Raw genomic sequence first — 24,074 nt, forward strand, 5'->3', positions numbered from 1 at the left:
ACTGGACGCTGGACAATGGTTCCGAACTCCACCGGGCGGAGTCATACCCCGGCGAGCAGCCGTCGGCGAGGCCGTGGCCAGGGCACTCGGATAAGACGGGGCGATCGGTCCCTGCCGCTCGCGACAGACAGATGCGCAGCCACCAAGCTGGGCGTCCCAATGAAGATCCGGGCTCGCGGGCTGCCGCGATTCGTAGCCGCCCGGGAGCGAACTACGGGCCGCGAATGCGCGGGGCTTGCCCTGGCTGCGGGCCTCGCGGGCACGGCGGCCGGCCCCTCATTGAGTCCCTTGGCTTGCCTTCGCGCAAAATGCCAGCTCAGGACTGTCTGAGTCCCCGTAGCAAGGGACTAGAGGGACTGAAGGGACCGAAAAATCCAGTTCCGTTGATCACGGGTGCGTGTGTATGCGCGCGCACAAGACAAAGACGTTCTACGTGAGCGGTTCATAACAGAGATATTCGGTCCCTTCAGTCCCTCGATGGGCCGAGACCTTCATGGTGACCTGCTGTTTTACACAGGGACTGACGAGAGACCAAGGTGCCCTGAAGCCCTTGAGTCCCTCCGACCCGTCCCGCCGGGCAAGCTGCGACACACCTGGACGGCTGAGGTGACCAAACTGGAATGGAAACGGACATCGACCCCAACTCCCCAGGTGGCAAAGGGACTGAAGGGACTGAAGGGACTGAAGAAGCCAAAGGGCTACGTCTGCGCCCGACTGCCTGATGTAGGGTCTGGCGGTATTGGAAAACTCAGTCCCTTCAGTCCCTTGCCCGGCAAATGCAACGCTGTGAGCAGGCGTTTTTCCGCAAGGGACTGAACAAAAGCTGTCAGCCCCTCGGGTAGGACAATCAGCGTGCCGCGTCATGGTGAGACCAGCCTCCCCTCGCTGGGAGGAACCTCGAGCCCTCACGACATCGCCCGCTGATGCGCCGCGAACGGCTGGCCAGTCCATCCGCTCGCTCCAGGCCGCAAGACCCCCGCCGCGAACTGCTATCCGTGCCGGGATAACCCCCACGGCCACCGGGACTGCCCCTGCAAGCCCGCGGGCAGGTGGTGCCATGGATTCCACGCCGCGACCACGAACCCCGCGCTCCTGGACGCCTGGTGGGAAAACAACCCCGCGTTCGGCGTCGGAGTCTCCTGTGGCCCGGCAGGTCTCCTCGTTCTGGACATCGACACGCACAGCGCGCAAGTGCCCGACCGGAACCGCCTCCTGCCCGGCATTCCCATTCATGAGAGCGTCAACCTGGCGGGCCTGGCCTCAGGATTCGACACGCTCGCTCTGCTCGCGGCACTCCGCGGCCAGCAAAGCCCTGCGGACGACGAGGCGACGCTGCGAGTGCATCTCACGGCAGAACAACTGACGTTCTCGTGGCAGATGACATGAGGTGCCGCACGCCGAATCCCCGGCGCACGGCCGGGGTTTCGGCATGGGTTCGGGCCGGCTACCAGCTGGGGGCATGCCTCGATCTCCACAGCTCGATGCTGGCGGGGTCCATGTCGACGACGCCGTACTGGGGTTGCTCCAGGCGGCGGTGTCACCACATGAGTCCGGCGACAGCCAGCGGGTCCTTGCCGGCCAGGCGGCACAGTTCCTTCGCGGTCATGCCGCGTCGCTGCGCGCCCTCCCACACCAGTCGCGGCGATACCGCGCCCACCGCGAGCTGCAGGGCGCCGTCGCAGAAGCCGGCCATCAGGCTGGCGTTGTCGGCATTCCTCACGCCGACCATCGCCGCCTTCGCGAGAGCCTTGTCGTAAGCGTCCGGAGCGACGGTCCTACCCGGCTCGGACTTCGGCTCGACAGAGGTGGTGGTCGCGAATGCGGCGGGGCGGGCCGCCGAGTCGATGCCTGTGGCCAGGTCGCAGAAGTACCGGTCCTGCTCATGGTTGGTCGCCGGATCGGCCACGACGAGTTCTCCGAGGAACTGGCAGAACCCCCAGGGGCTCAAGTTCTGCACGTACTCCAGCGCCGTGCCGGTGGCCTGCTCGCGGTAGATGAACTGGTGCCAGGCACGCGCCGCGGTTAGTCCGGCCACGATTTCCTCGTAGCCCTCCAGCGCGCCCTGGTCCTGTACGCGCTCGTGGGCGATCCGGATGAGCCGGTCGGCTCGCAGGTGCATGGTCGTGCCCCCGGTGGAAGCGAGGCGTGTCCGGGGTCAGTGCGAGCAGCTCGCGCAGCCGGCCGGAGTAGGAGTCGGCCGCGGCGCGGTCGGCGGCGCGCGCCGACTGGTTCGACAGGTGGATGCGGACCTGGGGCTGTTATGTAGTCCGCACGTAAACGCCTCGTGCCCGGCATTGAAGCTTCCTGGGACGAGGCGTTTCACATGGATGAAGGCTGGGCCGTGAAGCCTCAGACCAGGAGTGACTTTCAGCCCGATGTGACTCGGAACTTCTCGGAATACCTCGGAAGGACTCACTCATCCTCACTCCACCGCAGTGACCGGAACCAGACGGAGGGAAGGATACGTACGCAACGATGTCCTCTCGACCCCAATCCGCCCCCAATCCGATCAGAGTGACGCGCATCACATCATTCGAAGCGCTCTGACCTGGGGTTTTCTTCCCGCCTCTACAACTGTCCTCTAAGTAAATTCTGGGTTTTCAATGGGTTCAAGTGCTCCGCTGAGAGCGGGAGTTAAGCGCGAGAAACGGCCGCCGATAGACTCCTGGAACGCGGAAGGAGCCCTGCATCCCAACAGGTTTGGTCGCCTCAGGTTGGGAGGGCTCCTTGCGCGGTGTCCCGAACGCATGCGACGAAAGGAACTCCATGACGGAGCCTAACGCGAATTCGCAACCTGAGCATCCACGTCCGGTAGACAAATGGAGGGCTGCCGCCCGGGTTCATCTGCGGAAATGGGTCGGCGGTCGTAGACGTAGTGTCTACCGTCACTTCGCGCAGGGCGTCGCCTACCAGCTGGGCAGCGGCGCCGTTACGGTGCTGATCCTGTGGTGGGAGACACGCCACTGACCAACTCCGCTGCCGACCTCGGCAAGGCGCGGTTGAAGGTGCTGGTCGACGAGCGGCTTCGCGACTGGGAGATGGGCGTCTTCGAACTGCACCCGCCTGCCGCTCTGCACGCCCGGTCCCCCGAGGAGGCGGCCCGCCGCGAATTGCTGGGCGAGTGGTGCTACCGGCCGCCTGGCGGTGAGGCGTTCACCGACGTCGCCCTACGGGTCGGGCAGTTCGTCTCCGACCTGGGCCGTGCCGCCCCCGGGGGGGCCTGGTCGTGGCGCACGATGGCGTGATCATCGCCCTGCGCCACGTCCTCTCGGGAATCGGCGCCACCGCGCCCGATCGGCTGCCGCCCGTCCCGAACGCGTCGGTTTCGTCCTGGAGCGGTGACGGTCACCAACTGCACCTGTCTGCCTGGGGTGAGACCTCCCACCTCATCTCGCCGGACCTTATGGAAGGGACACCCGCATGAACGACCACTCCCCCACCGACCCGGTTCTCGGGCACGTCCGGCCCGTTCCCGGCGGGCTGTACGGCGACCAGCCATACGAGGCGGCCCTCGCCGACCTCCGGGCGGCCGTAGCGGAGGTCTCTGCCGCGCTGCGTGAAGCCGACGGCCCGACAGCCGAGCAACTGGCGCACTACCAAGCAGATCTCAACCGCACCCAGCTTCAACTACGTCTGGACGACACCGAAACCCACCAGCGCGCCCACGCCCTCGCCCAGACGGTCCGTGACCACCTCGTCAGCGAGACCGGCGCGTGAGCCCAACACCGAGGGGCAGCTGCCGGCCACCGGCAGCAGCAGGCAGGTGATCGGAATCGCGCTCTCCCGAAGGAACACGGTGACCAGTTGCATGAACCCCACCAGCAGAATGCCGACGTGCTGGCCGCCGTGAGCCAGGGGCACACGGACTGCGGTCCGAACACGCTGTCAGCGACATCAGTCGTGTGCGGGTACGGGTCCGCCCCCCGAGCCGAGGGTCGGGGGGCGGCATCGAGCGGCATCGCTACGAAGGCCATGCAGTGGCCGCCGGTCAGGCTCCACGACGCTGGGGATTCAGGTCGCGAAAGCCAGCCGGCCGCGCTGTGGTCAGCCCCGTCGACTGCTCTTCAGGGGCCCAATTGGGTTCTCAGCACCTGTTGGACCACTCGTGGCTGGCGATGTTGTCGTTCATCGACTGGCCCTGGCCCGGCTGGCCGTCCCACAGGAAGTAGATGCCCGTCAGGTTGTTGAGGTAGCGCCCGTTCGGCAGGCAGTTGCGTGATCCCTCCTGGCCGGGGGAGTAGAAGAGGTCGACGTCCTCGTAGGCCCCGGCGTACCCGCGGTTCTCCAGGGAGCTGGCCCTGTTGCGCATGCTGATCGAGGAGTTGTTCTCGCACGTGTTCCAGTTGGCGTCGTCCTCATACCAGCGGCACATGGTTCCGCCCCTGTTGGCGTTCACCCAGGCGTAGAGGTAGCCGTCCGGTGCGGCGGCCTGGGTGGGGCCGGCGGGCTTGAGCGGTGCGGCGGCCTGGACGGTGCCGGTGCTGACGAGGAGCGAGAGGGCGGTGAGCCCGGTCGCGGCGATGAGCTGGCCGAGTTTCGTCATGTGCTGTCTCCTTCTCGGGTGGTGTGGTGATGGTGGAGTGGTGCGCGTCAGGCGGTGCCCGCGAGGGTGCGGGCCCGGGTGAGGGCGTCGTGTTCCAGCTGCGACTTCGTCCGGTACACGGACGGGTGAGCTTTGCGGGTCTGCTCGCCGTACCGTTCGTCGAGGCGGCGTGTGGTGGATGAGAGCCCCGTGAGGTCCGCGCATCGCGCCTCGGCGGTGGCCGTGCGGATCTCCTTCCTCCCCGGCGCCGTCCCAGCCCGGCTGTTGTCCATGAAGGCGGCGCGTGCCTGGTCGGGCGAGTCGTAGGCAAAACCCCTGGTTCTCATGCAGTGCGACCAAGTGGTGACCGCCTTGGTGAACGCCTTGTCGTTGACGACCTGCCGGCGGCGCTGTTCGTCGAGGGCTTGTGCGAGTGTGCTGGCGGTGAACCAGGCGTTGAGGTCGCCGTAGAGCGTGCGCTGCGCCTGGGCGGTGCAGCCGTCGTCGAAGCGGCCCACGCTCACGCCGCCCGGGGTGACGACTTCCAGGCGTTCGGCGGTTTTTCTCCCGTGCAGTGCGTCGACCGCCCGCTGCCGGTCGGCCGCGGACAGCGAAGAGAAATACCGCCGGTTGGGGTCGGAGGTCCGCAGCGTTTCGCGCTGGGCGATGAAAGCGGACCCGTAACCGTGTACGGAGGCCCACCGGGCGTCGTGGACGCCGTAAGGGAAATCGCGATCCTGCGGAATCGGCCAGCGCGGGGTGATCCACATACGGAAACCCCGCTCCCGCATGCACGACTGCGTCAGCTTCTGCTCAGCCTCGTGGAGCAGGTCCTTCTCCTGCTCGGTGAGACCCTGCGTGAGGGTGATGCCGGTCCCGGTATCCGGGCGGTCCGGGCGCGGAGAGCCGGTGCTGCTCTGGCAGGCGCCCACGAGACCGACGGCCAGCAGGGCCGCCACCACGGCACGACGGCGCCCAACGGTCGCCGCCCCACGGTCTGTCATGTTCCTTCCTCCCCCACATGGACCCCGTGAGACCGCGCCCCCGGGAGCTCTTCCCGCCTGTCCCCTCGGCCGGGGCGGCGTGGGAATGACAGTGGCACGACGTACCTGTGGAGAACCTGAAGGTGATTGACGCCAAATCAGGTATCGCCTCGCGGCGCTCGCCGGAATGCTGGCGGGATGCGGATTCTGGTGGTCGAGGACGATCGGCGGATGGCGGACCTGTTGCGCATGGGACTGGTCGACGAGGGCTACGCGGTCGACGTGGCCCACAACGGTGTGCGCGGCGTGGAGCTGGGTCTGGAGAACCCCTACGACGCGATCGTGCTCGATGTGCTGCTGCCCGGGCTGGACGGGTACCGGGTGTGCGCGCGACTGCGCGAGGCCGGGGTGTGGGCGCCGGTTCTGATGCTCACCGCCAAGGACGGCGAGTACGACCAGGCCGAGGGTCTCGACACCGGTGCCGACGACTACGTCATCAAGCCTTTCTCCTTCGTCGCGCTCGCCGCGCGCCTGCGTGCCCTGATCCGCCGGGGCCGGCCCGAGCGGCCCGCCGTCATGCGGATAGGCGACCTGGAGATCGACCCGGCCTCCCGCCGCTGCCAGCGGGGCGACACGCACGTCCCCCTCACCGCGACCGAGTTCGCCGTCCTCGAACTCCTCGCCCGCCGGGGCGGCGAGACGGTCTCCAAGACCGACGTGCTCGATCACGTCTGGGACGACCGCTACGACGGCGACGTGAACATCGTGGAGGTCTACATCAGCGCCCTGCGCCGCAAACTGGACACGCCCTTCCAGCGGCGCACCATCCACACCGTCCGGGGCTCCGGCTATCGACTGGACGCCGCCGAAGGGTTACCGCAGTGAGACCGGCCGGCCTGGGGCACCTTCTCCGCCGGCTGCGGCCCTCGGCCATCAGGACACGGCTGACCCTGCTTGCCGCGCTGACCTCCCTGGTGCTTCTGTCCGCGGGCGGGGTGGGCGTCGCGATCGCCGTACGCGCGTCCGTCCTACAGGACGCCCGGGAACGCGGCGCCGACCAAGAGCCATGGCGGCGTGTGTTCATCGAGGAGAAGCAGCAGGTCTCCTACCGCGGCAAACCGGTGCCGGACTGCGAGTCGACCTCTCCGATGCCCACGGGAGACCGGCAGACCAGATTCTGCGCCGTCCGCTACGACCTCAGCCTGGTCAAAGCCTCACTGCCCGGACGCCCGTCCATGTTCGACTCCCTCACCAGCCACGGAACGCTCTCCCTGAACCCCTTCACCGACCCGCTCCACGGCACCACCCCCATCCGGCACGCCAACGCCTATCTCCAATTCCCCGGATACGTCGTCATGGTCTACTCGATGGAGAAGAGCCAGGCCCGCGTCAACACCGCCATATGGTCCCTGACCGGCGGCGTCCTCGGTCTCTCCGCCCTAATCGCCGCCAGCATCTGGTACACCATCGGCAGAGCGCTACGCCCCGTCGAAGCCATCCGCGTTGAATTCGCGGAACTCACCGCCCATCACCTCGACCGGCGCATCACACCACCACGCGAAGGCACCGAAGTCGCCCGGCTGGCCGCGACCATGAACTCCACCCTCGACACCTTGCAGACCGCCATCGACCGCCACCGCCAGTTCGTCGCCGACGCCTCCCACGAACTCCGCACACCCCTCGCCACCCTGCGCTTCACCCTCGAACTCGCCCTCAGCAAACCCCACCTGACCCCCCTGGGCCGCACCGTCCGCGAAGCGCACAACGACACCGTCCGCTTGGAGAACCTCACCGACGACCTGCTGCTCCTTGCCCGGCTCGACATCGAGGAGGCCGACCGGCCCGTACACAAGACCATCGACCTCGCCGACCTCGTCCGCGACGAGACCGCCCGCCGCCGCCCCCCGCCCCACCTTGCCGTGGAAACCCGGATCAGCCCCGACCCGTACACGGTCAGTGGTCGGCAGGCACTCCTCTCCCGAGTCCTGGGCAACCTCCTCGACAACGCGGAACGGCACGCCAAAAGCACCATCACCATCACTCTGACCCGCGACACCCAGCGCCACGAAGCCGTCATCGATGTCGTCAACGACGGACCTCCCATCCCCGCCAAGGACCACCAACGGATCTTCGACCGCTTCACCCGGCTCGACCACTCACGCACACGCGACACCGGCGACAGGGACGGCTCCGGCCTCGGACTCGCCATCGCCAGACGCGTCGTCGCCACACACCACGGCACCATCACCGTCACCCCCTCACCGGCCGGTGCCCACTTCGTCCTCCGCCTCCCCCTCCACGATTCCTAATCTCGTTGTCAAACTGCGACTGTAAACAGATTTTCTGCGAGGACTGACAGTGAAGTCCTGTCGTTCACAAGGCTCGGAAACTGCACCGATCCACCCCCAAGGTGTGAGGTCCGCCCGAGCGGGCACGTTGGCTGCCACAGCACAAGCGGCACAACCTCCGCACGTCCGACCTCAACGACACAGGGCGCGCGATGCTTGATCAGGGCGTGACCGTACGGCGCCGCCGGGCTGCACCCTGTGGCGTCGCGGGCAAGGGCGTGCATACCACGAAGGGCAGGTCCTCCAGCAGGACGGCGGTTCGACGCCGACATCGAGGTCGTCGGACCGCGCGAACTGCGGTACGTGGTAGGACACTTGGCCCACCGCTATGCGCCGAAGCGGCGCCACAGCCGTCGTCGGTATCGTGCCGGTCGTACACCGATGATCGCCAAGGTGCTGACCCAGCCCATGGGCATCCCCGGCGCGGCCCTGCCCGAAGACGCGTTCATTGTGAGACTCGAAGCCGTCGCCCGCTACGTACGCACCAACCCCCTCGGATTCACCGCAGCCGCGCCCACCGGGGACTGGAGGGCGCGGTCAACCGGCTGGCCGGGCCGCCATGGACCGGCTCCTTCGAGGTGAACGCCCGCCCAGCGGAAAGTGCGGCATCAAGACCTCGCCAACGAGCCGCGGTCGACCGCACTGCGTTCTACGGCACCCGACCGTACGCGCACCTCCGCCTGGAGTTAAAGCGACGCTTGAACACCTGCGGGAGGCTCCGAATCCGGACCCCAGGTACTGACGCAGAGCCTCCCGCCCTCCCGGAACGAAGCACCATTGGGCCTTTGCCCGAAGCCTCGCCCTGGAGCGTTCCAACTGGTCATACTGACAGGACAATTACCCGACTGGGGGTGCGATGGCGGCTACGGGCACAGGGCGTGGTGGTGTCCTCTTCGGCACGGCCGCCGTGGCTGCGGTCGTGGCAGGCGGCGTAGTCGCCGTATTCGTCCCCGTGCACGACGCTGGGGCAGGCGGTCTGTGGCTGCTCGCCTGGTGGTTGTTGTGTGCCGGAGCCGCGGTGCAGTGCGCCGAAGTGGCTGTCGCACGCGCTGGACGGGCCCGTTCGTTCTCCGGCGGGTACGAAACCCGGAAGCTACGGTTGCGGCCCGTCGGGAGCCTGGCGACGGCTTTGGCGGCCGAACTGGCCCTGATCACCGCCAGACTGGCCGGGGAACAGATCTACGGAGCAGCCTGGGTGTCTGGCGGCATGCTCCTCGCACTGTTCGTCGTTGCCACTTGGCGTATCTACGTCATCAGCGACACCTACGGCTCGGGTCACACCCCGGCCGACACCCTCATGCTCTCTGCCGCCTTCGTGCTGGCCGAGGTGAGCGGCGGCTGGCTCACCGTGCGTTTCGCCGCAGAGGGTCCGCCGTGGGCGGCATGGGTTCTCGGAGCCGCGATGGTGGCACTGGCTGCGGGTTTCTGGCTGTGCGACTCGCAATACCACTCGTACACGTCCACGTACGCGGCGGTGTTCGGAGGCGCCGCGGCACTGGGTACAGCAGGCGTGGTGGCCCGCTCCGTGGTCCGCAGCGAGAATGCGCTCGCGTGGTGGGTGGGCGGCGTCGCAGCCGGTGGTCTGCTGCTCGTCGGCATTCTGGCCTGGTTGGGGGCTGTGGGCCGTCGCGGCAGGCAGGTCTCACCGGGAGCCCAACTCGCCGGGGTTCTCGTACCACTGGCGAGTCTGGTGTGGGCAGTGTGGGGCGGGGAGCGGTGGAGCGGGCAGGGTTCCGGCGACGGCTGGCTTGCGGGGGCGAGTTATCTTGCGGGCGCCAGCGCGATCCTGCTGGTGGCGCAGAACGCCGTGCTGGCCTGGGCGGACACCGTGCCACCGTCGCGTTTGACGGATAGAGCCGTCCATTCCGTGCGGCGGTGGGCGAGCCAGGGACGCGCGTACGGTCAATTCCCGAGGTTCGAGAAGCTCACGGCCTACGAGTCCCTCAAGCATCCCCTGCAGTCTGCCGGCGTGATCTCCATCCACGGGCGCACCGCTGTCAACACTGGACTTGACATCAACACGGTCTGGCCCCGGATCGAATTGGTCGCCCCCGAGCAGGTCAAACGGCAGGTGCGGCGCGGGGAACGAAGTGTGCTGGCCTGGAGGCTGGTCATCGCGAGCGCCGTGTGCACGGCGCTGGTGTGGCTGTTCATCGCACTCACCGGTCTCAGCGGCGACTCGCCGGCACTGCTCGTCGTGGGGCCGCTGCTCGTGGCAGCGTTTGCGATCGGGCAGGCTCGCGGCCAGCTGGTCGCGGTGTACGAAGCGAAGGCGAACGCGGTCGACGTCTTCCGCTACGACCTGGCGCGTCTTCTGCACCTTGAGCCGTCGGGGGACCGCTCCGAAATGATCCGAATTGCCGACGTGCTGAGCGGTGAACACGAGCACGATGAATTTCCGAGGCGTCCACCACAGCCGTGGGGCCAGGGCCCGGAGGAACGCGCGGGAGACCTGATCGCCGCTGATGTAGCCGCGCGGCTGCGCAGGGATGTTCAGGCCGATGTGCGACAGGCGGTCCTGGATGGGTTCGCGTCTGTCCCTCAGCGAAATCCGGCACACGCCACGCTCACGGAATTAGATGTTGTCACGCTCGCGCGCGAGATCGCCCGCGGCGCGGCAGGGCCCGTCAGCACCCACCTCAAGAGCCACCTGACGGAACTACAGCAAAAGTTCCACCAGGATCTCCGGGCCACGGTCCGCTCGTCACTGGAGGAGTCCGTGACCGGCACGCCGCTGACGAACTTTGTCGGCTATCTGGCTATCGAACTGGACCGGCGCGTAGGCAATGAGGCACACCAATCCGCACGCGCCGAGGGCGGAGCGATCAAGACCCCGGCAGGCCAGCGCGTGAACCTGATGGTCTCCGTCGTGCGTGACCCGCGCGCGCAGAATCTCGCCTCAGTCGTCGCGATCCGCCCGGACAAGGACTTCTTCGTTTTCGAGCCGGTACGGGTCGAAGGGGGCCAGGACGCTCGCACCGTCTCGTTCGACGCGATGGCCGACAGCTCGACGCTCACGCCTCTACCCCAGCGCCAGCATCTGCTGGTCGAGGAGGAGAAGCAGACGGCCTTCGGGTTCCAAATGCCGGATGAGGAGGGCAGCCACGAGGTGTGGTTCCAGCTGTACCAGGCGGCACACCTCGTCCAGGTCGTCGCCCTCAAGATCGAGGTGGAGGCCGCTCACCCGGATTCCGAGTCACGCGAGGCGACAGGCGGCGCATGAACCAAGCACGGCCCCCCGATGTCTCCGTGCGCGTCCTGACGAATGGTGAAGCGACCCAACTGGATTTCACCGCCCGCCGCCCAGGCGTCACGCCCGTACGCGTCACGCTCGTCGGCAGTGACGCATTACTGAGGGTCCGACGGGAACTGGACACGGGACTCACCCGACTCAAGGACGAATTGACCACTTTCGCCGTCGAGGACAAGGACCTCAACCGGGTCTTCCAGAGCCTGCACGGCCTCGGCCGCACCCTGCTCTTCATCCTGTTCGGCTCGCAGCAGGCCGTTCTCAAGGAGCTGCAGACGTTCTGGAACAGCGCCCTGCCGGCCGGCATGAACCCCCAGCTGCCGCCCCCGCTGGTCCAGTGCGTCGGCGGCAGGGACGGTTTTCTCCCCCTGGAGTTCCTGCCGCTCTTCCGAATGTTCCCCGGCCCGCCGGTCGAGACGCAGGACGACTTCGCCACGGCCTGCCGCACACTCGTCGGCTTCTCGTGCGTGGTGCGCCGCGCCATGCTGCCCGCTCCCGTGCACGGCGGGACCACGCTGCAGACCGGGCCGCAGGACCGTGTCCCCGTCCGCTACCTGTACTACGAGCATCTTGAAGGCGCCGTCGAGGAATTGGCGTGGTTCGCCGGCGCCGGGGGCGCGTACATCGACCTCGAAGGCCCCTACCCTGACGGCGCGGGGCGGGCACCGGGGCTGGCCGAGCAGATATTCAACCCGCGGCTCCTCCTCAACGGGGGGCACCGTGAACTGCCCGATCAGGTCCAGCACTTTGCCTGTCACTGCTACACGCGCTCCGACGATACGCTCGCCGCCGAGATCGAGCTCAGCGGAGCCGGCCACCACTCGCGCACCACGCTCGGTGCCCTCGGCGCCGACCTCGTCGCCCTCAGCACGAGCCAGGACGAGCGGGACTTCGATCTGCCGCTGGTGATGATGAACGCCTGCGGTTCGGGCCGCATGCGGGCCCCGGGGGCACCGTCGTTCCCGTACCTGTTCCTGATGAACGGCAATCGCGGCTTCATCGGCACCGAGACCGAGATTCCCGACGACGTCGCCGCCGCCTTCTCCAAGGCGCTGTACGAACGCTTCCTCATCCGCCGGATCCCACTGGGCAGAGCGCTCCTCGAATCCCGGCGGCAGCTCCTGAGTACCCTGCGCAATCCACTCGGCCTCGCGTATGCCGCGTACGCCGATCCCTGCCTGCACGTCCGGCCGAACCCCGAGGAGAGACCATGACGCCGTCCCAGCCCACGCCCGACACTCCTCGAACGATCAGCGTCCTCGGTCTGGAGGACACCGACCAGGGCCGCACTGACCGGATGGCCTTGCGGCGCTTGGAGGAGTGGCGGGCGGCCCGTACGGAGATTTCCGCCGAGGAACTCCAGTCTCGGCTCGGCGACTTCGTGGCCACTATGCGCGGGGTAATCGCCTCCTTGTCGCAGGAGGCGGGTGAGTTCCAGCTCAACGAGGTGACATTCAGCGCCGAGGTGAGCGCCAAGGGCACTGTGTCGCTGCTTGGTTCAGGCGGGGAACTGGCCGGACAGGCAGGTATCACCTTTACGTTCACTCGGGGCTAGGGTCTGTTGCGAAAGTGGATCTTGTTCGTTCATGATCACGTCTAGTGGGACGTGGGGATCTGACGAATGGCCAGTGGGCCCGGCTTGAGCCGTTGCTGCCTTCGGGCATCGAGCCTGACCGGCCGCAGGTGTGGACGCGGCGGCAGCTGATAGACGGCATACGGTGGCGGGCCCGGACCGGTGCCCCGTGGCGGGACGTGCCAGAGCGTTACGGGCCGTGGGACCGGGTCTACGACCTGTTCCGGCGCTGGCAGCGGGACGGGACGTGGGCTCGGATCCTCACGCAGCTCCAGGCCGAGGCGGACGCGAAGGGCCTGATCACCTGGGAGGTGAACGTCGACTCCACCGTCTGCCGGGCCCACCAGCACGCCGCCGGGGCGGTGAAAAGGGGGATCTCCAGAAGGAGCCGCCCGGCGGAGTCTTCGTTGAGCCGCCAGACCACGGTCTCGGCCGGTCCCGGGGCGGACTGACCAGCAAGATCCACCTGGCGGTCGAGCAGGGACAGAAGCCCTTGTCGGTGGTGATCACGGCCGGGCAGCGCGGCGATTCCCCGCAGTTCGAGCCGGTCCTGGAAGCGATCCGGGTTCCGAGGCTGGGGCTCGGCAGGCCGCGCAAGCGCCCGGACCGGGTGCGGGCCGACAAGGCGTACGACTCCCGGAGGAATCGCTCTTACCTGCGCAGACGCGGAATCAAGGCAACGATTCCGGTTCCTGTGGACCGAGTCCGCAACCGGCTGAAGCGCGGATCGCGCGGAGGCCGCCCGCCGAAGTTCGACAGGGACGACTACAAGCAGCGGCACGCGGTGGAGTGCGGGATCAAGCGCCTCAAGCGCCACCGTGCCGTCGCCACGAGATACGACAAACTCGCCGTCCGCTACGAAGCGACAGTGCTGGTCGCAGCCATCAACGAATGGCTGCGACCAGCAATTTCACAACAGGCCCTAGACGCAGGCGGGCCGCGGGGTACGCCACCAGCCCTGTCCGCCGAAGTTCACCGAGCCGTAGTAACAGTCATTGGGGAGACCGTGAAGCTCCATGCCGATCGCACCACTGTGTGCGGGAGAGGTGAAAGGGGTTCCGTCACGGATGAAGCGGCCGTCACCCGTGGAGATTCGCAGTCTGACTCCGAAATACGTGACGCCGCTGCGGTTAGTAAACCATGCGGTCGTCGGCACACCCGGGCCGGTGCTGACGCAGATATCGCGATTGGGGTCGTGATCGATTGACGCACAGCTTGTGTCCAGCTCCTGGGATGAGGACCCGGAGCTGCGTGGTGCACCACCGGCCTCATTCGCGGCCGAAGGCGTTACTCCGGTCAATGACAGGCATGCCACTGCCACCGCGACGGATCCGGCTCGTGACCATTTTTTCATGAACGTCACTGTCCTGCTCCTTGATGAGTGAGGCCTGAAAATTCTGGAGGTTTGTCGAGCATGGATGTCCCCAGAGCGGGACTACGGAATCTTCCGAGCGTGCGGTAATGCACTCACCGGTCCGGTCCGCTCTGCAGGTGGTCCAGATCGTATGCGGCGGTCGTGTGGGTCATCCCGGTATTTGAGGAGCATCAAATCCTGGCCGCGCGAACGTGCGTGTCCGACTCGCGGATTGGCCGTGCTTGGGCTGTAGCCTCCCGGCCCTGGCCGTGTGCCGTGGTCACATCGCCTGGAGGACTTCACTGGATCGGGACGGATTTGGGTGGGCAGGACGAGGCCTCGGACACTGGGGTGTGATGACTCGGCTGGGCAGGACCACCGAGGCGCTGTCGCGGACCTCTTGGGCCCCGGTGGGCCAGCCTCTTCCGTCCGGAGTGCAGGCGGTACGAGCCGGTTCACTGGTGGGCGTCACGGTGACCGTTATCGCGGTCAGGTCCGCAGCAACGTGCGGGCCCGCGCTGTGCAACGGTAGTGGACGAGCCGTCCCCGGCGCTCACGTTGCACGAGGTCGGCGGCGAGGAGACGCGAGAGGTGATAGGAGACCGACCCCGGGGTCAGGTGGTGGCGCATTGCCAGTTCGGTCGTGGTGCGACGCTGGGTAAGGCTCTTCAGGAGGGCGAGACGTGTGGCCCCGAGAACCGGTCCGATCCGGAGCCCTTGGGTCTGCTGCCTGACAGCGACGGGCACGACGAGTTGCCCTCCCAACCGCTGGAGCGGGGCGTGCAGGCCAATGCGGCGAAGGAAGCGGGACGGTACGAGCGTGAGAGCGGAGCTGCCCTCCACCCGCCCTGTATAGGCACAGGTCACCTCCAGTGCATCGCCGCGCCACGTCAGGCTCGAGTGGAGGGATGCCAGACTGCTGCCGAGGCCCTCCCGTGCCGTCAGCCGGCCGTGGCGTTCGATGAACTCCTCGCTCCCTGCAGCGATACGAGACCATTCAGGAGCAATCAACTGGGTCCACAACTGATGCAGCTCTTTGGCCAACTTCTCTCGAAGGTCGAATTCGTTTGTCTCGATGCGCGCGTGCACGCGATCAGCTACCTGCTGAAGCTGACTGCCAGCCAGCCACGGACACCGACGGCGACGGTGCGCGCCTCCGACCAGGAAAGCAGTGAACTGGCTGTTGATCTGCCGTGATTTCGCCGTCGCCAACTGGTGCAGTTGTTCGTCGATATCTGGTGAAAAAGACAAGGGATGAGGGGTGAGCACCTCAGGCAGATAGACCGTATAGCCACTGCAGATCGCCGCCAGCGTCGGCAGACGTCCGGACCGCAGCAGTGAACGGGCTGAGGACATCGCGGGATCCCGGGCCGGTGACTCCGATACTTCGACCAGAGCCGCCGCCAACTCACCGGCGGGCGAAAGGGCCCAGCGAGCCTTCGACAAGCGTTCTGCGGGCATGTCGATCCGAATCATCACATCTACCTCTTCGCCGTTTCCCGCCCGTTGCTCGTGCTCTCACGGACCTACGCCAGGCGGAGGACCACCAAGATCTCACCGTCACACTGCCCAGCATCTGACATGCGTCACCTTGCCGACCCTGCTGCACGCAAATGCGACGTCGCCCCCGGCACAGCGCAGTCCGGCCCTCAGCGACGAAGAGCCCACAGCCAGCCCTGTCGGCAACGGACCGCCCTGGCTTGGAGCCTCGACGGCTTCACGACCGACGCCATGGGCATCAGGCTTGAGGCGCCCGCCCGAACACCAGCTGGTCCGGGTGCCGCTTACACCCGGATACCGAACTCGGCGCTGGAACTTCGGCAGCGGCGGCTCGACTACTGCGCACAGCTCGTCGTCGGCTTCCCACGGCCCTCAAGGAGGGCCTACGCCAGCTGGCCTGGGACAACCGGACACTCGAAAGACCGCCTCCAAGCCGCCCGCTCCAACACACGCTTCCTAGTATCCTGAGTCGTTAATTCGTGTGCAGTATGCGGCGAGGGTGTCGAGGATGTCGTCGGCGGTCTTCGTCCGGACGAACGGCTTGGGGTTCTTGTTCCACTCGTTGATCCAGCCGCGGATGTCGCGTTCGAGTTCGATGACGCTGCGGTGGGTTGAGCGGCGGAGTTTGCGGCAGGTCAGCTCGGCGAACCAGCGTTCGACGAGGTTGAGCCAGGACGCCGAGGTGGGGGTGAAGTGCAGGTGGAAGCGGGGGTGTCGGAGCAGCCACTTCTTGACCGGTTCGGTCTTGTGGGTGGCGTAGTTGTCCAGGATCAGGTGGAGTTCGAGGTTGTGGGGGACGGCGGCGTCGATGACCTTCAGGAAGCGGAGGAACTCCTGGTGGCGGTGGCGGTAGTGCTGGGCGATGACCGGGCCGGAGGCGATGTCCAGGGCGGCGAACAGGCTGGTCGTGCCGTGGCGGACGTAGTCGTGGGTCATCTTCGCCGGCGTGGTCGGCGCCATCGGCAGCACGGGCTGGGTTCGGTCCAGGGCCTGTATCTGCGACTTCTCGTCCACCGCGAGGACAAGGGCGTTCTCCGGCGGGGACAGGTAAATGCCCACCACGTCGCGGACCTTGGTCACGAACTGCGGGTCGGTCGACAGCTTCCACGTCTCCACGATGTGGGGCTTGAGGCCGAACGCCCGCCAGATCCGCGAGACGGCCGACTGCGACATGCCCGCCACCCCGGCCGTCGAACGCGTCGACCAGTGCGAATCACCCGTCGGCGGCGCCTGGCCGAGCGTCCTGGCGACCAGGGCTTCGACCTGCTCGTCCGTGATCCTCCGCGGCGCCCCCGGACGCGGCCGGTCCACCAGTCCCTCCAGCCGGTCCGCGACGAACCGGGACCGCCACTTACGCACCGTCTCGCGCGAGACACCCAGGTCATCCGCGACCCGCGCGTTCGGCAGGCCCTCCGCACACGCCAGCACGATCCTCGACCGCAGCACCAGTGCCTGCGACGCGCTCTGCTTGCGCAACCAGCCCCGCAGCACCCGGCGTTCGCGATCGGACAACTCCAGCGGCAACGGCTTCGGACCAGACACAGCCACACCCTACAACCGCAAGCGAACTAACGACTCAGGACACTAGGGCCGGATCGACACCGACCGACTGCGTTCGCTGCTGGCCAGGCTGCCGCTGCCGCGGCTCCCAGACGGGCGGTTGGTCCTGGCCGTCGACGTCTCGCCGTGGTTGCGGTCAGACGCGCCGTGCTCGCCGGAGAGGCTGTTCTGTCACGTCTACGGACGGGCGAAAACCGCCTCGCAGTTCATCCCCGGCTGGCCGTACTCGTTCGTCGCGGTGCTGGAGACAGGTGCCACCTCGTGGACGCAGTTCCTGGATGCGGTCCGGCTCGGTCCGGCGGATGACGCCACCGCCGTCACCGCAGCCCAGCTCCGCGGCGTCGTTGAACGGCTCATCGTCGGCGGGCCAGTGGCAGCCGGACGATCCGGACATCGTCATCGTGACCGACGCCGGCTATGACGTCACCCGTCTGGCCTGGGTCCTGCGGGACATGCCGGTCGAGCTGGTCGGCCGGATCCGCGGCGACCGGTGATGCGCCTGCCGAAGCCGCCCCGCGTCTACGACCCCAAGGGCGGTCGGCTGCCCAAACACGGTCCGGAGTTCCGCTTCGCCAAGCCGGAGACGTGGCCCGATCCGGCGGTCACCACCCGCACGGCGACGGCGAACTACGGCAAGGCCATCACGCAGGCGTGGGACCGGGTCCACACCGGACTGCCTGGCTGGACCACGCTGGTGAACTCCCTTTGGTCGAAGGCAAGTTGATCAGACTGGAGGTCGAGCACCTGTCGAAGGACCGGCGGCACCGGCGGTGTGGTTGTGGTCCTCCAGGACCGGCGTCGGCGACACAGACGTCGACCGGGCTTGGCATGCGTTTCTACGCGCTTCGACCTGGAGCACACCCTTCCGGCTGTTCAAGCAGACGTTGGGCTGGACCCGCCCCAGGTTGCGGGAACCCGAGTCGGCCGACCGGTGGACCTGGCTGCTCGCCCAGGACCTGCGGCACCCGTGGGAGAAACCGACCGCGCCGAACCGGCTCACACCTGCCCGGGTCCGGCGGACGTTTCGGAACCTCCGCCAGCAAATGCCCTGTCCCACCAGAGCACCGAAACCCCACCGGCCCGGCCCCGGACGGCCACTTGGCCCCCGAACAGACACCGGGCAACCCGCTACGACATGGGCAAAACCGTCCGACACGAGAAGACAGTCATCGCCTTACAACGGTTGAAAGGATAAAGAACAGGCTCAGGTGAGTTGCAATAACTGATCGTTTCAGAATGAGGGTGTGAGGCGTCTCAAGCAGATGATGCTGCAGGCGAGTTGGAGGAGTGCGAGGTGTAGGTCGGCGCGTATCTCGTAGCGGATGCGGAGTCGTTTGAACTGGTGGAGCCAGGCGAATGTGCGCTCTACCACCCAGCGGGTCTTGCCCAGGCTGGAGCCGTGAGGTGTGCCTCGGCGGGCGATCTTGGGTTCGATTCCTCGAGCCCGGATGAGGCGCCGGTACTTGTCGAAGTCGTAGCCGCGGTCGGCGAACAGCCGCCGGGGGCGATGACGTGGCCGTCCGCGCAGGCCGCGGATGTGGGGGATCGCGTCCAGGAGTGGCATGAGCTGGGTGACGTCGCGACGGTTTCCGCTGGTCAGCGAGACGGTGAGCGGGGTTCCGTGCCGGTCGACGATGATGTGGTGCTTGCTGCCGGGCCGGGCGCGGTCGACCGGCGAAGGTCCGGTGTGAGCCCCCCTTTGAGCGCCCGGACGTGCGAGCCGTCGATCGCGGCGTCGTCCATCTCCAGCAGGCCGTCTTTGCGGAGTTCCGCCAGCAGGACCTCATGCAGCCGGGGCCACACCCCCGCTTCGGTCCAGTCCCGAAGACGCCGCCAGGCCGTTACCCCGCTGCAGCCGACTCGCCCCGCGGGAACGTCCCGCCAGCTCACACCCTTACGCAGCACATAGACGATGCCCCGAAGCGCCGCACGGTCATCCGCCGGCAACCGCCCGGGATACCGGTGCCGCCGGGGCGGACGAACCGGCAACAGCGGGACAACGCGTTCCCACAGGTCATCAGGCACGAGATCAGCAGCCACACAACAGATCCTGCCGACACACCACCCAACTGACAACCCACCAGACGGTGTTCATTTTGAAACGATCAGTAAGAAGGGCAACGCTTACCGGATCTGCCCGGGCCGGGCGGGCCGTTTTCCTCATCAGCTGTGCTGGGCGAGGAAGACGCGGGCGTGCTCGTCGAGTTCGGCTGCTACCCGCACGCCCCGGGCCCGGTACGGGCGCAGGCCCCCGCGTAGTGAGCGGATGGCTTTGATGGTCCGGCTGGACTTGACCCCGGCCATGGTCTCGATCGCCCGGTCCCAGGTGGCGCACGCTTGCTCGATGCCGCCCTGTTTGGCCTGTTGCTCGGCTTGCGCTACCAGGTCGAGGGCGATGATCCGGGCGTACGTCGCCTGGCCGGCTCGCGGCAGCGGTCGCGTAGCCCTGTGCGGAGTTGCTGTGGTCGCCGAACGTCTCGAACACCTTCGCTGTGCGGGAGTGGGCGGTGGCTGCGGGTGGCCCCCACGCCAGTGCCCAGAACGGCGCCTCGTCCCCGGCCCCCGCCCCGCCGCGAGGGCTGTGTGGGCGCGGTCGACGCCGGCGAGCGCGGCCTGGCGCCGGCCGGTCTTGGCGAGGGCCAGGCAGTGCTCGGGCCGGTGCAGCTTCATGCCCTGCTGCGACATGGTCCTCATCACGAACCCGTCCTGGCCTGCGATTCCCGACTCCCGCGCGAGGAGCAGCGACTGCATGTAGTACCGCTGGGCGAGGCCCTGTTCACCGCTGTCGTACGCCTTCCACCCACACAGGTGGGCCGCGGCGGAGGCGACGGACAGCGCCTCGGCGCGGACTTCCTCGCTGCTGAAGCGGGCGCGGCACAGGTCACGGACGTCGGTGATCAGGTACTGCACGAACGCCGCCCGGCCGTGCTGGCCGCCGTGGCGCTCGTCCATGTCCATGAACAGCTTCACCATGTCGCGCACGGCCGCCACGTCGGCGTGGCCGGCGAGCGCGCCGCCGCTGATGGTGCGGGTGCGGGCGGCGGTCTCCTGGACGGACTCCAGCGGCAGGGTCGCGGCGGCCATGGAGAACGCGGAGGCGGCAAGGAAACGGCGTCGGTTCACGTCTGCGCTCCCGATGGCAGTCAGCGTCTCGATGGGGTCGAAGTCCAGCGTCAGCCCGATGCTTTCATCTTCGCTACCAAGCCGGGAACCGAGTCCGAGGTCTTCGCGGGTGATCCGGCGGCCCAGACGCCGGGAGAGCGCCTCAGCCAGGTACGCGGAGGTCTCCCCCTCCGGCACGGCGCCGCGCGTCCAGTGGTGGACGGCCGACTTGTTGGTCCCCAACCGCCGGCCGCTCTCCGCCGCGACGGCCTTCACGGCGCGCGCGACGCCGTCGTAGGGCAGGCCGAACTCGTCGATCAGATTCTTGAGCTGGTGGTTCGCCGTGCGCTGGGTCATGGGGCCCCTGCCCTCGTATACCCGATATGCGGCTCCGCGTGCTCCGTAGGCTACCCGCCAAAAGTTCCGGAAAGGTGCGTCCGCTCATGCGTCGAGGGGTGCTCCCGGCGGCGGCTGAACAAGCAAAGCTGCAGCATCGCTCGGGGCGCGACCGCGTCCATCGGCGGTGTCTCGCAGGACCAGGACGAGGCATTCGTCAATCTCGCCCTGGCCATGCCGGCGCCCATCGCGATCGTCTTCATGCTGCTGGTCGCGACCTTCCGCTCGCTGATCCAGCCGCTGATCCTGCTGGTCTCCATCCCGTTCGCGGCCACGGGCGCGCTGGGGCTGCTGATCCTGACCGGTGTGGTCGAGGCGGTCGTCGAGGGCGGCCGGCACCGGCTCCGGCCGATCCTGATGAACCGCGCTGGCGACCATCTTCGCGCTGCTGCCGATGGCCCTGGGCATCACGGGCGAGGGCGGCTTCATCGCCAAGCCGCTCGCGGTCGTGGTGATCGGCGGTCTGGTGAGCTCGACGCTGCTGACCCCGCTGCTCGTACCGACGCTGTACGCGATGGTGGAGCTGCGCAAGGAGCGCCTCGCGAAGAAGAAAGGCGGCGAAGCGGCATGCGAGGTCGGGCGGCGCCCCGGCCTCCGAGCCCACTTCGAACCCGGAGCCGGAACCGGCCAACGTCTGAGCGGCTGAACGCTGTTCGCCCCGGTGCGCCCGCAGTACGCGGGTGCTCCGGGGCGATGGTCTTTTGCCGGCGAGGGTTGGTCCCCAGGGGAGTGATCGTTCCCCTGGCGTTCACGATCTCCTCATGTCTGGGCTTCGTGCGCGCGGGACCTGCGACTTAGCGTCCGTCCAGAAGTCCAGTTCACCCGAAATAGACGAGGTTTGAATGTCCCTCCGGCATGCACTCGCTGCCCTGGCCGTCGTGCCCGCGCTCGCCCTCCCGGCGACCGCACAGGCGGCCCCGGCCCACCCCAACGTTCTGCCCCAGAAGACCCACTTCGACCTCCAGGCCCACCGTGGTGGCCTCGGCCTGACCACCGAGGAGTCCCTGGAGGGCTTCGGCAAGGCCCTGAGCCTCGGGGTGAGCACCCTGGAGCTGGACACCCACGTCACCAAGGACCAGAAGGTCGTCGTCAACCACGACCGGCAGATCAGCGCCCAGAAGTGCGAGGACACCGGCCCGGTGACGCCCGGTGACCCGATGTACCCGTACGTCGGGAAGTACATCAAGGACCTGACGCTGGCTCAGATCAAGACCATGGACTGCGGCTACCAGCAGCTCCCCGGCTACCCCGAGCAGCAGCAGATCAAGGGCTTCCGGATGCTGGAACTGAAGGACGTCCTCAACCTGGTCAAGAGCTACAAGGCCAATCAGGTCAAGCTGAACATCGAAACCAAGGTGGAGGCCGGCGCACCCGAGCAGACCGCGCCGCGCGAGCTCTTCGTCCGCCGCGTCTTCGAGGAGATCCACCGCTCGGGCATCGAGAAGCAGGTCACCATCCAGTCCTTCGACTGGGGCTCCCTGAAGGAGATGCACAAGCTGGCGCCGAAGTACCCGCTGGTGGCGCTGACGAACTACGACTTCCTCCAGGTAGGCATGGACGGCGCCTCCCCGTGGCTCGGCGGCATCGACGCCGACGACTACGACGGCGACTTGGTCAAGGCCGCCTCCGCCGTCCCCGGTGTCACCGCGATCTCCCCGAACTACGGCTTCCCGCAGAGCGGCACGATCGCGGACCCGGACTTCCGGTTCTACCCCGACAAGAAGATGATCTCCGACGCCCACAAGAGCGGACTGAAGGTCATCCCGTGGACCTGTGACGACCCCGCCACGATCGAGGCGCTCCTGGACATGGGCATCGACGGCATCATCACCGACTACCCCGACCGCGTGCGCGACATCATGGCCGAGCGCGGCATGCGCCTGCCCAAGGCGTACCACGCGCCGCGTCACTGACGTCAGGCGCGCGCCGTGGCCCCGTTTCGGCGCGGCCCGATGAAATCGAGAGTGACGGCGGCATGAGCGGTTGCTGAACTCATCACGTGAGCCCTTCCGCTCTCGCGGGAGAGATCAACAGAATCGAGTGGTGATCAAACTCCTTCTGACACCTTTGCGTGTGTTGGCCGTTGGCTGTCTGCTCGCCACTGCCCTGTTGCTGTCCCCCGCGGTCTCCTTGGCCGCCGCTCCGGCGGCCAAGGAGACGCACCCCGACCACGGCCGTGGGCCGTACTCGCTGCTGCAGATGAATCTGTGCCTGAGCGGGTACGCCGGCTGTTACTCCGGTACGGAGTACCCGAAGATCGTGGATGAGACGGTGGCCCGCATCCAGGCGAACCGGGTCAACGCGGTTACCCTCAACGAGGCTTGCAGCGAAGACGTGGCCCAAATCGCCGCTCGTACGGGCTACCACTTCCGGTTCGCGACAGTCATTTACAACGGCGCACCCCTATCGTGCAAAACACCTGAAGGCCGGGGCGTCTTCGGCAACGCCGTGCTGACCAAGGAAGCGATCAAGGCTTCCCAGGACGCGCCGTTCTCCGTATTCAGCGGGGTCGAGCAGCGTCGATGGCTGTGCGTGACGACCGCGCGCGGGCTGGACGTATGCACCAGCCACCTCTCCACCGACGGCGAGGCTCCCGGCAGCGCCAACTCCGTCCAGTGCGCGGAGCTGTCGCAGGTGCTGGCCACCCGCGGCCGGCCGACGGTCTTCGCCGGCGATGTCAACCGGCGCTCCTCCTGCGCCCCGACCGGCCTGTGGACCCTCACGGACGCGGCTGCCACCCAGTCGCCCGGCATCCAGCACGCCTACGGAAACCTCGTGGCCCCGACCGTGGAGATCGAGCCGACCACATACACCGACCACGACGCGATCGTGGTACGAGCACGGCTGCCGCACTGACCCACTGCCCCGACGCGTCGTCGGGGTGGGCCGGCAGGTTCCGTGCCAGGTGGGGCGCCCCTCGGGGAAATCCGTAGTGGGCGGCCCCGGTCCTTTCCCACCCAGCGGGCCGGTCCCTTGGTCCTGCCCCCCCAACCGGGCGAAGCCCGTCCCGGGTGATCTGTGGGACGGGCATTGCCGGTGGTGTCAGGCCCGGGTGCTGGCGTGGAACGTTCGGGACGGGCAGGCTGGTGTATGACGTGATGGCGCGAGGAGGCACTGCCTGTAGGGAGCGTGACGACGGGTCCGGCGACCGGGCTGCCGGTCCGCCCGGTATGAGGCTGGGGACAGAGCTGCGGTGGCCCGGGCAGTACAGGCGAACCGGCGGGGACACCGTGGGCGTCGGGCAGGGCACGGACCCTATCGACGCGACGCAGATTCCCGAGCCGGGCCTGGTGGTCCTGGACATCACCGCAGAGCTGGTGGTCCTGGACATCACCGCAGAGGATGAGGCCACCGCGCGTGCCGTGATGACCGCGCTGGAACGCCTGTGGGCCTACCTCCGGCATCGCCCCCGTACGGCGGGAGGCCGGGGTGCCGGGAGTCCGCGCCCGCGTGCATGCGGACATCCGGCGCCCCGGCGCCAGTAGC

Annotated in this window: 18 protein-coding genes and 4 pseudogenes; 15 read left to right on the plus strand and 7 right to left on the minus strand. The window is 67.5% G+C overall.

Going from position 1 to position 24,074, the window contains the following annotated elements; translation table 11 throughout:
• Positions 1-924 precede the first annotated feature (924 nt).
• Positions 925-1,341 (plus strand): annotated as a pseudogene (locus ACIBBB_RS34790) (bifunctional DNA primase/polymerase); the annotation flags it as partial.
• A 196-nt stretch (positions 1,342-1,537) separates the two neighbouring features.
• Here ACIBBB_RS34790 and ACIBBB_RS34795 read toward each other — a convergent pair.
• Positions 1,538-2,119 carry a hypothetical protein gene (locus ACIBBB_RS34795; RefSeq protein WP_398989238.1) on the minus strand — a complete coding sequence of 194 codons (582 nt, stop codon included), beginning with the start codon at positions 2,117-2,119 and terminating at the stop codon, positions 1,538-1,540.
• Between the two features lie 829 nt (positions 2,120-2,948).
• Between ACIBBB_RS34795 and ACIBBB_RS34800 the strand changes: the two genes are divergently transcribed.
• Positions 2,949-3,245: a histidine phosphatase family protein gene (locus ACIBBB_RS34800; RefSeq protein WP_398989240.1), complete on the plus strand. Its 297-nt coding sequence runs from the start codon at positions 2,949-2,951 to the stop codon at positions 3,243-3,245.
• A gap of 175 nt (positions 3,246-3,420) precedes the next feature.
• Positions 3,421-3,717 carry a hypothetical protein gene (locus tag ACIBBB_RS34805; RefSeq protein ID WP_398989242.1) on the plus strand — a complete coding sequence of 99 codons (297 nt, stop codon included), beginning with the start codon at positions 3,421-3,423 and terminating at the stop codon, positions 3,715-3,717.
• 367 nt (positions 3,718-4,084) lie between these two features.
• Here the strand turns inward: ACIBBB_RS34805 and ACIBBB_RS34810 are convergent, their stop codons facing one another.
• Both ACIBBB_RS34810 and ACIBBB_RS34815 read right to left on the minus strand, forming a co-directional pair.
• Positions 4,085-4,543, minus strand: coding sequence for a hypothetical protein (locus ACIBBB_RS34810; RefSeq protein ID WP_398989244.1), 459 nt, complete (start codon positions 4,541-4,543; stop codon positions 4,085-4,087).
• Positions 4,544-4,590: 47 nt separating this feature from the next.
• Entirely contained in the window at positions 4,591-5,526 is a 936-nt protein-coding gene (locus ACIBBB_RS34815) for a hypothetical protein (RefSeq protein WP_398989246.1), read from the minus strand.
• Positions 5,527-5,703: 177 nt separating this feature from the next.
• Between ACIBBB_RS34815 and ACIBBB_RS34820 the strand changes: the two genes are divergently transcribed.
• From ACIBBB_RS34820 to ACIBBB_RS34850, 7 genes and pseudogenes are all read left to right on the plus strand, one after another.
• Positions 5,704-6,390: a winged helix-turn-helix domain-containing protein gene (locus tag ACIBBB_RS34820; protein ID WP_398989248.1), complete on the plus strand. Its 687-nt coding sequence runs from the start codon at positions 5,704-5,706 to the stop codon at positions 6,388-6,390.
• Positions 6,387-7,814, plus strand: a complete 1,428-nt coding sequence (locus ACIBBB_RS34825) for a sensor histidine kinase (protein ID WP_398989250.1) — start codon at positions 6,387-6,389, stop codon at positions 7,812-7,814. Before ACIBBB_RS34820 ends, ACIBBB_RS34825 begins: the two co-directional genes overlap by 4 nt.
• A 420-nt stretch (positions 7,815-8,234) precedes the next feature.
• The gene (locus ACIBBB_RS34830) at positions 8,235-8,435 is read left to right on the plus strand and encodes a hypothetical protein (RefSeq protein ID WP_398989252.1); all 201 of its coding nucleotides are present in this window, start codon (positions 8,235-8,237) and stop codon (positions 8,433-8,435) included.
• 547 nt (positions 8,436-8,982) lie between these two features.
• Complete coding sequence (locus ACIBBB_RS34835; RefSeq protein WP_398989254.1) at positions 8,983-11,076, plus strand: hypothetical protein; 2,094 nt, start codon at positions 8,983-8,985, stop codon at positions 11,074-11,076.
• Entirely contained in the window at positions 11,073-12,317 is a 1,245-nt protein-coding gene (locus ACIBBB_RS34840) for a CHAT domain-containing protein (RefSeq protein WP_398989256.1), read from the plus strand. The genes ACIBBB_RS34835 and ACIBBB_RS34840 overlap by 4 nt, the downstream gene beginning before the upstream one ends.
• Complete coding sequence (locus ACIBBB_RS34845; protein ID WP_398989258.1) at positions 12,314-12,658, plus strand: hypothetical protein; 345 nt, start codon at positions 12,314-12,316, stop codon at positions 12,656-12,658. Before ACIBBB_RS34840 ends, ACIBBB_RS34845 begins: the two co-directional genes overlap by 4 nt.
• Before the next feature lie 44 nt (positions 12,659-12,702).
• Positions 12,703-13,580, plus strand: a pseudogene (locus ACIBBB_RS34850) (IS5 family transposase); the annotation flags it as partial.
• Between the two features lie 939 nt (positions 13,581-14,519).
• Here ACIBBB_RS34850 and ACIBBB_RS34855 read toward each other — a convergent pair.
• Both ACIBBB_RS34855 and ACIBBB_RS34860 read right to left on the minus strand, forming a co-directional pair.
• The gene (locus ACIBBB_RS34855; RefSeq protein WP_398989260.1) at positions 14,520-15,506 is read right to left on the minus strand and encodes an ArsR/SmtB family transcription factor; all 987 of its coding nucleotides are present in this window, start codon (positions 15,504-15,506) and stop codon (positions 14,520-14,522) included.
• A gap of 480 nt (positions 15,507-15,986) precedes the next feature.
• Positions 15,987-17,072 carry an IS630 family transposase gene (locus ACIBBB_RS34860; protein ID WP_398989262.1) on the minus strand — a complete coding sequence of 362 codons (1,086 nt, stop codon included), beginning with the start codon at positions 17,070-17,072 and terminating at the stop codon, positions 15,987-15,989.
• A gap of 46 nt (positions 17,073-17,118) precedes the next feature.
• On the opposite strand from ACIBBB_RS34860, the pseudogene ACIBBB_RS34865 reads away from it, so the two are divergent.
• Positions 17,119-18,285 (plus strand): annotated as a pseudogene (locus tag ACIBBB_RS34865) (transposase); the annotation flags it as partial.
• 36 nt (positions 18,286-18,321) lie between these two features.
• On the opposite strand, the gene ACIBBB_RS34870 reads toward ACIBBB_RS34865, so the two are convergent.
• Both ACIBBB_RS34870 and ACIBBB_RS34875 read right to left on the minus strand, forming a co-directional pair.
• Positions 18,322-19,130, minus strand: a protein-coding gene (locus ACIBBB_RS34870; RefSeq protein ID WP_398989264.1) for an IS5 family transposase whose coding sequence is annotated in 2 segments (ribosomal slippage) — positions 18,322-18,791 and positions 18,791-19,130 — 810 coding nt in all. Because the reading frame shifts where the segments join, the coding sequence is not laid out codon by codon here.
• A 123-nt stretch (positions 19,131-19,253) separates the two neighbouring features.
• A complete protein-coding gene (locus tag ACIBBB_RS34875) occupies positions 19,254-20,549 on the minus strand; it encodes a hypothetical protein (protein WP_398989266.1) in 1,296 nt (431 codons plus the stop codon).
• 135 nt (positions 20,550-20,684) lie between these two features.
• On the opposite strand from ACIBBB_RS34875, the pseudogene ACIBBB_RS34880 reads away from it, so the two are divergent.
• The 4 genes and pseudogenes from ACIBBB_RS34880 to ACIBBB_RS34895 form a co-directional block, all read left to right on the plus strand.
• Positions 20,685-21,226 (plus strand): annotated as a pseudogene (locus ACIBBB_RS34880) (efflux RND transporter permease subunit); the annotation flags it as partial.
• 204 nt (positions 21,227-21,430) lie between these two features.
• Positions 21,431-22,501 carry a glycerophosphodiester phosphodiesterase family protein gene (locus tag ACIBBB_RS34885; RefSeq protein ID WP_398989268.1) on the plus strand — a complete coding sequence of 357 codons (1,071 nt, stop codon included), beginning with the start codon at positions 21,431-21,433 and terminating at the stop codon, positions 22,499-22,501.
• Between the two features lie 130 nt (positions 22,502-22,631).
• Positions 22,632-23,444 carry an endonuclease/exonuclease/phosphatase family protein gene (locus tag ACIBBB_RS34890; protein WP_398989270.1) on the plus strand — a complete coding sequence of 271 codons (813 nt, stop codon included), beginning with the start codon at positions 22,632-22,634 and terminating at the stop codon, positions 23,442-23,444.
• Positions 23,445-23,818: 374 nt separating this feature from the next.
• Complete coding sequence (locus tag ACIBBB_RS34895) at positions 23,819-24,073, plus strand: hypothetical protein (RefSeq protein WP_398989308.1); 255 nt, start codon at positions 23,819-23,821, stop codon at positions 24,071-24,073.
• Position 24,074: the final 1 nt, after the last annotated feature.

It is taken from the genome of Streptomyces sp. NPDC051217 (assembly GCF_044455465.1).
In the GTDB taxonomy this organism is placed as follows: Bacteria; Actinomycetota; Actinomycetes; order Streptomycetales; family Streptomycetaceae; genus Streptomyces.